Source organism: Streptomyces sp. GESEQ-35 (assembly GCF_017948485.1).
Lineage (GTDB): Bacteria > Actinomycetota > Actinomycetes > Streptomycetales > Streptomycetaceae > Streptomyces.
Window position 1 is genome coordinate 135,735 of record NZ_JAFFSX010000011.1, and the last position, 12,473, is coordinate 148,207.

Annotated in this window: 7 protein-coding genes; 5 read left to right on the plus strand and 2 right to left on the minus strand. The window is 71.2% G+C overall.

Annotated features, from left to right (window positions below; all coding sequences use genetic code 11):
- The first annotated feature begins 55 nt into the window (after window positions 1–55).
- Window positions 56–3,112 (plus strand): helix-turn-helix transcriptional regulator, encoded by a 3,057-nt coding sequence (locus KCH87_RS22520; RefSeq protein WP_210588151.1) that lies wholly within the window; start codon window positions 56–58, stop codon window positions 3,110–3,112.
- A 192-nt stretch (window positions 3,113–3,304) separates the two neighbouring features.
- Window positions 3,305–3,508, plus strand: coding sequence for a DUF6191 domain-containing protein (locus tag KCH87_RS22525; RefSeq protein WP_210588017.1), 204 nt, complete (start codon window positions 3,305–3,307; stop codon window positions 3,506–3,508).
- A 9-nt stretch (window positions 3,509–3,517) separates the two neighbouring features.
- Here the strand turns inward: KCH87_RS22525 and KCH87_RS22530 are convergent, their stop codons facing one another.
- A complete protein-coding gene (locus KCH87_RS22530) occupies window positions 3,518–4,726 on the minus strand; it encodes a sorbosone dehydrogenase family protein (RefSeq protein ID WP_210588018.1) in 1,209 nt (402 codons plus the stop codon).
- A 122-nt stretch (window positions 4,727–4,848) separates the two neighbouring features.
- A complete protein-coding gene (locus KCH87_RS22535; RefSeq protein WP_210588019.1) occupies window positions 4,849–5,847 on the minus strand; it encodes an aldo/keto reductase in 999 nt (332 codons plus the stop codon).
- A gap of 76 nt (window positions 5,848–5,923) precedes the next feature.
- Between KCH87_RS22535 and KCH87_RS22540 the strand changes: the two genes are divergently transcribed.
- The 3 genes from KCH87_RS22540 (at window position 5,924) to KCH87_RS22550 (ending at window position 12,453) form a co-directional block, all read left to right on the plus strand.
- Complete coding sequence (locus KCH87_RS22540) at window positions 5,924–6,922, plus strand: 2-hydroxyacid dehydrogenase (protein WP_210588020.1); 999 nt, start codon at window positions 5,924–5,926, stop codon at window positions 6,920–6,922.
- 393 nt (window positions 6,923–7,315) lie between these two features.
- Complete coding sequence (locus KCH87_RS22545; protein ID WP_210588021.1) at window positions 7,316–10,372, plus strand: bifunctional diguanylate cyclase/phosphodiesterase; 3,057 nt, start codon at window positions 7,316–7,318, stop codon at window positions 10,370–10,372.
- Window positions 10,373–10,596: 224 nt separating this feature from the next.
- Window positions 10,597–12,453, plus strand: coding sequence for an acetolactate synthase large subunit (locus KCH87_RS22550; RefSeq protein WP_210588022.1), 1,857 nt, complete (start codon window positions 10,597–10,599; stop codon window positions 12,451–12,453).
- Window positions 12,454–12,473: the final 20 nt, after the last annotated feature.

A 12,473-nucleotide genomic window follows, 5' to 3' on the forward strand; every position in this document is an offset into this window, starting at 1 on the left:
CGCCCCGACGATCGCCCAGAAGAAAACCGGTGCCCCGTTGTCGGACCCCCGTGCGATGCTCGGGGCTGTGGAGACCAGGTCCGTCAGTCCCGTGTTCGTCGGCCGTGGCGACGAGTTGGAGGTACTCAACGACGCGCTCGCCGGCGCCGCCGCCGGAGAGCCCCAGGCATTGCTGATCGGCGGTGAGGCCGGGGTCGGCAAGACGCGGCTCGTCGAGGAGTTCGCCACCGCCGCCTGCCGACAGGGCGCGGTCGTCGCACTCGGCGGCTGCGTCGAGATCGGCGCCGACGGACTGCCCTTCGCCCCCTTCTCCGCCGCCCTGCGCGCCCTGCGCCGCGCCCTGCCCGGCGAACTGGCCGCCGCGACCGCCGGACAGGAGGAGGAACTGGCCCGGCTGCTGCCCGAGATGGGCGAGACGCCCACCGCCCGGACCACCGGCCGGGACGACGAGGAGGGCATGGCCCGCCTCTTCGAACTCACCGCCCGCCTCCTTGAGCGCGTCGCCGCCGACCACACGGTGGTCGTCGCGCTGGAGGACCTGCACTGGGCCGACGCCTCCACCCGCCATCTCCTCTCCTACCTCTTCCGCACGCTGCGCACCGGCCGCCTCGTCGTCCTGGCCACCTACCGCTCCGACGACATCCACCGCCGCCACCCGCTGCGCCCCCTGCTCGCCGAACTCGACCGGCTGCGTACGGTCCGCCGTGTCGAACTCGGCCGCTTCAGCCGCGATGAGGTGTGCCGCCAGATCGCCGGCATCCTCGCGGCCGAGCCCGACCCCGCCCAGGTCGACGAGATCTTCCAGCGCTCCGACGGCAACGCCTTCTTCGTCGAGGAACTCGCCGTCTCCGCCGCCGAGGGCTGCCGTACGGGCCTCACCGACTCGCTGCGCGACGTGCTCCTGGTCCGGGTCGAAGGGCTGCCGGAGAGCGCCCAGCGGGTCGCCCGGATCGTCGCCGAGGGCGGCTCCGCCGTCGAGTACCGGCTGCTCGCCGCCATCGCCTCACTCGCCGAGGACGACCTGATCGAGGCGCTGCGAGCCGCCGTGAACGCCAATATCCTCAGCGCCGCCCCCGACAAGGACGGCTACCGCTTCCGCCACTCCCTGGTCCGCGAGGCCGTCGGCGACGACCTGCTGCCCGGCGAGCGCTCCCGCCTCAACCGCCGCTACGCCGAAGCCCTGGAGGCCGACCCCACGCTCGTCCCCGCCGACGAGCGCGTCCTGCGCCTGGCCAGCTACTGGTACCACGCCCATGACCCCGCCAAGGCCCTGCCCGCCGTCCTCGCCGCCTCCGTCACGGCCCGCCGCCGGCACGCCCACTCCGAGCAACTGCGGCTCCTGGAACGGGCGATGGAGCTGTGGGACACCGCCCCCAAGGACATCCGGGCGACCCTGCGCCCCGTCGACTACACCGAGGTCTATCCCCCCTGCGGCTGCGACCCCGCCACCACCCCCCTACGCTCCCTCGACCTGATGGCCGAGGCGGCCGTCGCCGGACGGCTGTGCGGGGAGCGCGAACGCGCCCTGAAGATCACCAAGCGGGCCCTCGGTCTGCTGGAGGACGAGAGGGATCCGCTGCGCGCCGCCTGGTTCTGGAACCAGCGGGCCCGGCTGATCCAGGCGCTGTCCCGCGGCGACGGCTGGCAGGAACTGGCCACCGCCCAGGAACTGGTGCGCGGCCTGCCGCCCTCCGAGGTGCATGCCGAGGTCCTTTCCTCGGTCGCCAACTGGTCGATGCTGCACAATCCGGGCCCCGACGCGCTCATCGCCGCCGAACGCGCCGTGGAGTACGCGCGCATGGTCGGCGCCCGCGACATCGAGATGAACGCGCGGCTGACCCTCGGCGGGCTCATGGTCGACTCCGGCGACATCGAGGGCGGCCTCACCGAGGTGTACCGGGTCAAGGAGCAGGTGGCCACGCTCGGCGACGTCTCCGTGATGGGCCGCGCCCATGTGAACCTGCCCTCCCACCTGGAAGGCATAGGCCGCTCGCGGGAAGCCGTCGGTGTGCTCAGGGAAGGCGTCGAATTCGCCCGGCGACTGCGCCTGCCGGACACCGAGGCCTGGGTCTGGGGCAACCTCGCCGACTCCCTCCACTCCCTGGGCCACTGGGACGAGGCCGCAGAGGCCGCCGACACCTCGGAGCGCGTCGGCCAGAGCGCCAAGCCCCGCGGCTTCCGCGCCAAAATCCATGCTCTGCTCGCGCTCGCCCGCGGTGACCTGGCCGAGGCCGCCCGCCAACTGGCCGCTGCCCGCGGGCACTTCGGCACCCACGACCACGTGCCCCAGCACGAGCTGCCGCTGGCCCGCCTCACCATCGGCATCGCCGTCGGCGAGGGCCGCCTCCTCGACGCCCGCGCCGAACTCGGGCGCGTCCTGGACACCGGCTTCCCACCCGGCACCCAGCGCTACGCCTGGCCCATTCTGCTCACCGCCGCCTCCGCGGAGGCCGACGCACGCGGCCTGTCCACCGCCGACCCGGGCCGGGCGGAGATCATCGACCGCATCCGCGCCGCCGCCAAACGCCTGGCCACGAACGTCCCCGTCTGGCAGGCGCACGACCGCTGGGTCCGAGCCGAACTACTGCGGGCCGAGGCACGCAGCACCCCGGACGACTGGTCCGAGGTCGTCACCGCCTTCGAATGCCTCGACCGGCCCTACGATCTCGCTCGCGTCCGCCACCGCCTCGCCGAGGCCCTGCTGCCGTCCGGCGGAGACGACGAACGTGACCGGGCCGCCGAGCTGCTCCGCCTGGCCCATGCCGTCGCCGACCACCTCGGCGCCCGCCCGCTGGCCGACGCGACCGCCCTGCTCGCCCAGCGCGCCCGCCTCGCCCTGACCCACTCCCCGAAGGGGCCGCCGGCCCCCACCGACCCCGCCGAGGCCCTCGGCCTCACCGGGCGGGAACGCGACGTCCTGCGCCTGGTCTCCGCCGGCCGCACCAACCGCCAGATCGCCGAGGAACTCTTCATCTCCCCGAAGACGGCCAGCGTCCACGTCTCCAACATCCTCTCCAAACTCGGCGTCTCGGGCCGGGGAGAGGCGGCGGCGGTGGCACATCGGCTGGAGCTGTTCGCCCCCGACTCGACCGGTGCTCCGGCGGTGGGGTGAGGCGGTGCGGTGAGGCGCCAAGCCCGGCTGCCCACGCGACGAGCGCACGACCGGACGGCAGAGGCACCCCTCCTGCTCCTCGCCCTCGCCGGGGGCGATCGAGCCCGGTTCACGGCGGCAGGAAGCGGCTCTCACGCCCAGCCCTCCGGCGACCGGTGCGGCGTACGCTGAACGAGACCGGCAGGAGGCGCCGTGTTCAATATGTTCGAGGAGCTCTTCGCTCCGGGCCGCAAGCACACCCGCGACGAGCAGAAGCGGCTGGAACTGACCCGGGAGGACGTCGGAGACGCTGACCCCGGACGCGGTCCGATAGATCTTGCGTCCGGGAAGGTCGTCGTACGGCCGCCGAAGCCTGACGAGGTCGATCAGGACCAGACCGACTCCGCGGAGGAGTGAGCGCCGGTCCTACTTCACCTGTACCTCCAGGATCCGGTCGTCGCCGCCCGACGGGGAACCGCGCCCGTCCGTCTCGCTCGTCACCAGCCACAGCTTGTCGCCGCCCGCCGAGACCACTGTGCGCAGCCGGCCGTACTCGCCTTCGAGGAAGGCCTGGGGGTCTGCTGAGGCCTCCGTGCCGTTCAGCGGGATGCGCCACAAGCGCTGGCCCTTCAGCCCGGCCATCCAGATGGAGCCCTCGGCGTAGGCGATGCCGCTGGGGGAGGCGTCGTCCGTGGCCCACTGGGCTATCGGGTTCTGGTAGGCGTCGTCGTCGGACTTGCCCTCGACCTCCGGCCAGCCGTAGTTGCCGCCCGGCTTGATCGCGTTCAGTTCGTCCCAGGTGTCCTGGCCGAACTCCGAGGCGAACAGGCGCTGTTCGGGGTCCCAGGCGAGGCCCTGCACATTGCGGTGGCCGTACGAATACACGGGCGAGTTCGGGAACGGGTTGCCCGACGCCGGCTCGCCGTCCGGAGTCAGGCGCAGGATCTTGCCGCCCAGGGATTCCTTGTCCTGGGACAGGCCTTCCTCGCCGCTCTCGCCCGTGCCCGCGTACAGCATCTTGTCCGGGCCGAAGGCGATCCGGCCGCCGTTGTGGATGAAGCCCTTGGGGATGCCCCGGAAGATCGTGTCGGGTGCGCCCAGTTGCTCGCCGGACGGCTTGTCCTCCGCGTACAGCATGCGGACGATGCGGTTGTCCGAGGCCGAGGTGAAGTACGCGTAGATCATGTGGTCCGAGGCGTAGTCAGGGGAGAGCGCGAGGCCCATGAGGCCGCCCTCTCCGGCGGGGGACACCCCGGGCACCTCGCCCAGCTCGGTCTTCTTGCCCGTCTCGGTGTCGACCCGGGTGATCGTGGCCTCGTCGCGCGAGGAGACCAGCAGGTCGCCGTCGGGGAGCGGGGCCAGGCCCCAGGGGGTGTTCAGGTCCTCGGTGACCGTGCGCACGACCTTCACCGAGCCCTTCGCCGGCGGGGTGGACTCGGCGGCCTGTCCCGAGGGCGAGGACTCCTCGCCCGTACGACTCGGTGACGAGGTCGCCTCGCCGTCCGACGATCCCGATCCTCCGTCGTCGGAGGAGCAGCCGGCCGTCAGCAGGAGCGTGGCCGCGGCCAATACGGCCGTCACAGCTCGACGTTGCACGATCATGGTCCCTTCGACGCGGCAGGTTCTACTTGTCATACACCGCTCGCGCCCCACAGGTTCCCGATCAACGATTCCCGAATCACCTCCGGCCCGGCCGAGCTCCGCGTATCGGCCCGAGGGCACGGAGAAACGTCGGCAACGTCGGCAACGCGCCGGTTTCAGTCCCAGGACCCCTGTGCCCCCGGCAGCTGTGCCACCTCCGCCAAGTCCTGCACCGTGAGCCGCACCCCGGTCGCCGCGGCGTTCTCCGAGGCCCAGCGCTCCTGCTTCGCGCCGGGCACCGCGACCACGTGCCGTCCCTGGGCCAGCACCCAGGCCAGGGCCACCTGGGCGGGGGTGACGTCCTCGCCGTGGCGCTGTGCCACCCGGCGCAGACCGGCGACGATCGGCTGGTTGGCGGCCATCATCTCGGCCGTGAAGCGGGGGTGGCGGGCGCGGACGTCGTCCGGTTCGAAGCCCTCGCCGGGAGTGAGTGTGCCGGTCAGGAAGCCGTTGCCGAGCGGCATCGCCGTCAGGAAGCCGACGCCGCGCGCCTCGCACCACGGCAGCAGCGCCTCCAGCGCCTCCACCGACCACACCGACAGCTCCGCCTGCACCGCGCTCACCGGGAAGACCTGCTGCACCCGTTGCAACTGCCGGATCGTCGCGTCGTGCAGCCGGGCCCCCGGCCGCCGCCCGGCGCGCGCGCCCACCGCGCACAGCCCCAGTGCCCGCACCTTTCCGGTCTGGACGAGCTCCGCCATCGCGCCCCACGTCTCCTCGACCGGGACCTCCGGGTCCGCGCGGTGCAGCTGATAGAGGTCGATGTAGTCGGTCTGAAGTCGCCGCAGCGACGCGTCGCAGGCCCGCTTCACATAGCCCGGCCGCCCGTTGGCCACGACGTGCTGCTCGCCGACCAGCAGGCCCACCTTCGTCGACACGAAGGCGTCCTCGCGGCGCTCCTTGAGCACCCGCCCCACCAGCAGCTCATTGGTGAAGGGGCCGTACATGTCGGCCGTGTCGAGCAGGGTCGAGCCCAGATCGAGCGCCCGGTGCACGGCCCTGAGCGACTCGTCGCCCCGCTGCCGCGAGCCGCTGTATGCCCAGCTCATCGGCATGCACCCGAGTCCGACGGCCCCCACCGAGAGCGCCGCCGCGCCGATCGTCCTGCGCTCCACCTGCCCGTAACCCTCCCTATTCCGCGCCCCCCAACCTAACCTCTGCGCCTTCCCACCCCTGACATAGCCTCCTGGCATGACTGCTGACGTGTGGCTGCCCATCCCGCCGGAAGACATCGAGGGGCTCCCGGAAGGGCCGAACTACCGTTTCTGGGACGGTGGCGAGGACCTCCCCGCGGACCCTGCCGACTGCGTCTACTACGTGGTGCCCTATATGAAGGGGCCCGACATCGGTCAGCGCCCGCTGCCCGGGATGAGTTCTGTACAGGTGGTGCAGACCCTGTCGGCAGGAATCGATCACGTGGAGCCGGGACTCGGGTATCTGCGTCCGGGCGTACGGCTGTGCAACGCCCGCGGGGTGCACGAGGCGAGCACCGCCGAGCTCACGCTCACCCTGATCCTCGCCTCGCTGCGCGGCGTTCCCGACTTCGTGCGGGCCCAGGACCGGGGCGAGTGGCTCAGCGGGTTCCGGCCCGCGCTGGCGGACAAGAACGTCCTCATCGTGGGATACGGCTCGATCGGCGCCGCCATCGAGGACCGGCTCACACCCTTTGAGCTCGCGCGGGTGGCGCGCGTCGCGCGCTCTGAGCGCACCACGGAGCGCGGCCTGGTGCACCCGCTCACCGAACTGTCCGCCCTGCTGCCCGACGCGGACGTCGTCATCCTGTCCACGCCTCTGACCAAAAACACCCGCCACCTGGTCAACTCCGACTTCCTGGCCCGGATGAAGGACGGCGCGCTCCTCGTCAACGTCGCCCGCGGCGGGGTCGTGGACACTAAGGCACTCCTGGCCGAACTGGAAAGCGGCCGCATCACGGCCGCCCTCGACGTCACCGACCCCGAACCGCTGCCCCGCGAACACCCGCTGTGGCGTGCGCCCGGCGTGCTCATCAGCCCGCATGTCGGCGGGCCGACGTCCGCCTTCCTGCCCCGTGCCAAGCGGCTTCTGGTGGACCAGTTGAGCCGTTTCGTGAACCGGGAGCCGCTGCGGAACGTGATCCTTACGACAGGCGCGACGGGCAAACGTGCGACGGATGCCACGAGCGCACAGGAGTCGGACGAAACGGGCGTGTAATCCGCTTCGGGTACCCTCCGCAGTCCCCTGAACGCGGTACGTGCTTGCATCGCCGCTGGTCGTCACGGAGCGTAGAGAAGCTATGTCCCTGAGTGACGAGACTGGTGTATCGTCCCGACAGGGGATGCGCCGTCTACCGTTCGGCGCCGGGGATGGACATTTCAGACTGTGAGGGGGGCGACGGGCGATGCACGGCCTATGGACGAGCGATCCGACGCGGCGGGGCCGCCGACGGCGACCCTGGCGCACCGCCGCGCGCAGACGCGGCCACCACGTCAATCACGCCGGTCACCACAGCCATCACCACCGCAGGCACAGCAGCCGCCGGAGGCATGCGCACCCAGCGCGCCGGGACCCTCGGGACCGGGGAGCGGCGCGGACCGGGAGGGCCCGGTGAGCTCGCCGCTGCCCTCCACGACCACCCTCGACGGGGCGCTGCGGGCGCAGCGCTCGACCGGGGGACTGCTGCCCCGACCGCCCTCCATCAGCGGCGGGTCGAGCCTGGTCCACCATCTGACTCTGGCCCTGGTGTGCGCGGGATACGCCGTCGGTTCCGCGCTCGGCTGGGGCTCGCACCAAGTCGCGCTGATCATGGGTGACTTCGGCCTGAGCGCCGCGGCGGCTGCCGCGGCCGTGTCCTGTTTCCTCTACGCCCGAAGCCGGCGCATCCGGTTTCGGCCCGCCTGGCTGCTGTTCGCGCTCTCCTCGGCGATGGCAGCCCTCGGCAATCTGGTCTGGGGGTGGTACGAGGTGGTCCTCGGACAGCCCGTACCCAGTCCCAGCTACGCCGACCTGTTCTTCCTGTGCTTCGCGCCACCGGCGATCGTCGGACTCCTGGTCCTCGCCAAACGGCCGGTGACGAAGGCGGGTTGGGTCTGCCTGGGCCTCGACGCCTGGCTGATCGGCGGCTCCCTGCTGACGCTGTCGTGGAGCCTCGCCCTCGCCCAGGCGGCGAAGTCCGAGGGTTCGAGCGTGGCGCACACCGCGCTGTCGCTGGCGTACCCGCTGCTGGACATCGCCCTGGTCAGCATGGTGCTCGCGCTGCACTTCCGGCGCTCCTCGGTGAACCGCACCGCCGTGAACACCGCGATCGGCGCGCTCGCCCTGACTGTCATGTGCGACGCCCTGTTCACCTCACCGCTGCTGCACCACAGCTACCGCTCCGGCCAGCTGCTGGACGCCGGATGGTTCGCCGGCTCGCTTCTCCTGGCGTACGCCCCCTGGGCCGGGCCGCGGCAGGAGCAACCGGAGGACGAGGGGCACACGCGCGTGGTGCATGAGCATGTGCCCGGACAGCGCGGCGGCGGCCACCATCACGCCCCCGCGCAGGGAGGTGATCACAGCCGGTACCCGGCCGCCCGGCCCATAGCCGGTTCGCTGGCCGCCCTCACGCCGTATCTCGCCGCGGCGGTCTGCACCCTGGGGATCCTCTACAACGTCCTCAACGGCCGCAGCGTGGACCGCGTGGTGCTCCTCACCGGCGGCACGGTCGTGCTCGCCCTCGTGGTGCGCCAGGGCATCATGCTGCTCGACAACATCACCCTCACCCAGGAACTGGCGCAGAAGGAGAACCACTTCCGCTCCCTGGTGCAGGGCTCCAGCGACGTCATCATGATCGCCGCACCCAACGGCATCCTCCGGTATGTCTCCCCGGCCGCCGCCGGGGTCTACGGCAGCCCCGCCGAGGACCTCGTGGGCACGGAACTGGCCGATCTCATCCACCCGGAGGACCTGGGCTGCGTGGTGCACGAGGTGCGCCGCTTCCTCGCCGCCAGCCCACTCGACGAAGCCACTACGCGCATCGAGTGCCGCTTCAGGGCCGGCGGTGGGGGCACCTCCCGCTCTGGGGGCACCTCCCGGCCGGAGGCTGGGGGAGAAGCCGAGAGCGGGGGACGCTGGCTCAATGTCGAGTCCACCGTCAACCGCCACCACGGCGGCCTCATCTTCAACAGCCGGGACGTCACCGAAAGAGTGCGCCTACAGGCGCAGCTCCAGCACAACGCCGAGCACGACCCGCTCACCGACCTGCCCAACCGCGCCCTGTTCACCCGGCGCGTCCAGCAGGCACTGTCCGGCCGCCGCGCCTCCGACCGGGGCGCCGCGCTCGCCGGTACGGCGGTTCTCTTCATCGACCTGGACGGCTTCAAGGCGGTCAACGACACGATCGGGCACCAGGCCGGGGACGAACTGCTCGTCCAGGCCGCCCGCAGACTCCAGGACGGGGTCCGGCAGGGCGACACCGCGGCCCGCCTGGGCGGCGACGAGTTCGCGGCCCTGATCGTCGGCGACGGCAGCCGGGACCGCACCTCCCGTGAGCGCCACATACTGGAGCTCGCCGACCGCCTCAGGGTCACGCTCTCGCAGCCGTATCTCATCGACGGCAACGATGTCCGGGTCGCCGCGTCCATCGGCGTGGCCTTCGCCGAACCGGGCCTGGGCGCGGGCGAGATCCAGCGCAACGCCGACCTCGCCATGTACCGCGCCAAGGCGGCCGGCAAGGGCCGCGTGGAGCTGTACGCACCGCAGATGCAGCAGGACGTCGTACGAAAGGCGGAGCTGGCCACGCGCCTGCGGGCCGCACTGAACGACGGCGAGTTTGCGCTGCTGCACCAACCCGTCGTCTGCCTGGAGAACGGCCGGATCACATCGGTCGCCGCCCAGGCGCGCTGGCGCTCCTCGCAGGGGGTGCTGTTCACCCCGGCCGAGTTCCTGCGGGTGGCCGAGGACAGCGACAAGACGCAGGAACTGGGCCGCTGGATGCTCGAGGAGGCTGTCGAGCAGGCCGCCGAGCGGGCCACGACGGGGCTGGCCGTCCCGGCGACGGTACGGGTGAGTGCCCGGCGCCTGCTGGACCGGTCGATGCCGCTCGGCTCGATCGAGGCCCTGCTGACCCGGCACGGGCTGCCGTCCGGGTCGCTGGTGCTCGAGCTGGCGGACACCGATCCACGGGTCTGTCTGGACGAGCTGGAGCGACGTCTGGGGGCCCTGCGCAGGCTCGGGGTCCGGATCTCGCTCGACGGATTCGGCAGCGGATACGCGGCGATCACGGCGCTCAGACGGCTCCCGGTCGACGTACTGAAACTCGACCGCTCCCTGGTCGAGGGTGTCGTCGAGTCGGCTCGGCTGCACAAGATCACCAGTGGGCTGTTGCGGATCGCCGGTGATCTGGGGCTTCAGTCCGTGGCGGACGGCGTGGACCTTCCGGAGCAGGTCGTGGCGTTGCGCGCGATGGGCTGCACGCATGGCCAGGGCATGGCGTTCTCCGGTCCGCTCGATGAGTACCGGCTGCGCAGAGCGCTGGGTTCCGGCCACTATCCGGTGCCGCACGGTCCGGCCGAGCCCGCGTTCGCGGGGGGCGGGTCGGGGGTGTACACCAGTGGTGTCCCCGCTGTCTTCGGAGGCGGCAGTGCCCTTCGCTCACATAATGAGACTCCCGTCCCACCACCTTGACACCTGGTGCGTGCCGGGGGGAGGGTCAGTGCCATGCGCACCCGAATTCTCGTACTTGGAAAGCGCGTCGGCTGAAGCTGAGCCCTTGATCGCTCAGCGACCCCTCCCGGCGCGCTCCCCTCGCTTGCCTTATGGCACGAGGGGTTTTTTGTTGCACAGGCACCTGTCGTACAACAGCCGCACACCGCACGAACTTCGCAAAAACCCTCAGCATCGAGAAGAGAATGCCGATGACCGAGCAGGCCACCGGGGCCCATCACCCGCAGCCGCGGCCCCGATCCGGAGGACACCAGTCCGCCCCCGAGCACGTCACGGGTGCGCAGTCCCTCATCCGCTCTCTCGAGGAGGTCGGGGCCGACACGGTATTCGGCATTCCCGGCGGTGCGATCCTCCCGGCGTACGACCCGCTGATGGACTCCACCAGGGTCCGCCACGTCCTGGTCCGGCACGAGCAGGGCGCCGGACACGCCGCCACCGGTTACGCGCAGGCCACCGGCAGGGTCGGCGTCTGCATGGCGACCTCCGGGCCCGGCGCCACCAACCTGGTCACGCCGATCGCCGACGCCCACATGGACTCCGTGCCCATGGTCGCGATCACCGGCCAGGTCGCCTCCAAGGCGATCGGCACGGACGCCTTCCAGGAGGCGGACATCGTCGGCATCACGATGCCGATCACCAAGCACAACTTCCTGGTCACCAAGGCCGAGGACATCCCGCGCGTGATCGCGCAGGCGTTCCACATCGCCTCCACCGGCCGACCAGGACCGGTCCTGGTCGACATCGCCAAGGACGCCCTCCAGGCGCAGACCACCTTCTCCTGGCCGCCGGTCATGGACCTGCCCGGCTACCGGCCCGTCACCAAGCCGCACGCCAAGCAGATCCGTGAGGCCGCCAAGCTGATCACCGCCGCCAGGCGGCCGGTCCTGTACGTCGGCGGCGGCGTCATCAAGGCCAAGGCCACCGCCGAGCTGAAGGTCCTCGCAGAACTCACCGGAGCGCCCGTCACCACCACCCTGATGGCGCTCGGCGCATTCCCCGACAGTCACGAGCTGCACGTGGGAATGCCGGGCATGCACGGTGCGGTCACCGCCGTCACCGCGCTACAGAAGGCCGACCTGATCGTCGCCCTCGGAGCCCGCTTCGACGACCGCGTCACGGGCAAGCTGGACAGCTTCGCCCCGTACGCCAAGATCGTCCACGCCGATATCGACCCGGCCGAGATCGGCAAGAACCGCGCCGCCGACGTGCCGATCGTCGGTGACGCCCGCGAGGTCATCGCCGACCTGGTCCAGGCCGTGCAGAAGGAGCACAGCGAGGGCAACACCGGCGACTACACCGCCTGGTGGAAGGACCTCAGCCGCTGGCGCGAGACGTACCCGCTGGGCTACGAGCAGCCGGAGGACGGCTCGCTGTCCCCGCAGCAGGTCATCGAGCGGATCGGCCAACTCGCCCCGGAGGGCACGATCTTCGCGGCGGGCGTCGGGCAGCACCAGATGTGGGCCGCGCACTACGTCCAGTACGAGAAGCCCGCGACCTGGCTGAACTCCGGCGGTGCCGGAACGATGGGCTACGCGGTCCCGGCCGCGATGGGCGCCAAGGCCGGCGCGCCGGACCAGACGGTCTGGGCGATCGACGGCGACGGCTGCTTCCAGATGACCAATCAGGAACTCACCACCTGCGCCCTGAACAACATCCCGATCAAGGTCGCCATCATCAACAACGGCGCCCTCGGGATGGTCCGCCAGTGGCAGACCCTCTTCTACAACCAGCGGTACTCCAACACCGTGCTGCACAGCGGCCCCGAGGCCGACGGCAAGCAGCCCAGCGCCGGCACCCGCGTCCCCGACTTCGTGAAGCTGTCGGAGGCCATGGGCTGCTACGCCATCCGCTGCGAGTCCCCGGACGACCTCGACAAGGTCATCGAAGAGGCGAACTCGATCAACGACCGCCCCGTCGTGATCGACTTCATCGTCCACGAGGACGCCATGGTGTGGCCCATGGTCGCGGCCGGCACCTCCAACGACGAGGTCATGTTCGCCCGGGACGTCCGCCCCGACTTCGGCGACAACGAAGACGACTGAGCGAGAGAGACGTAAACAGA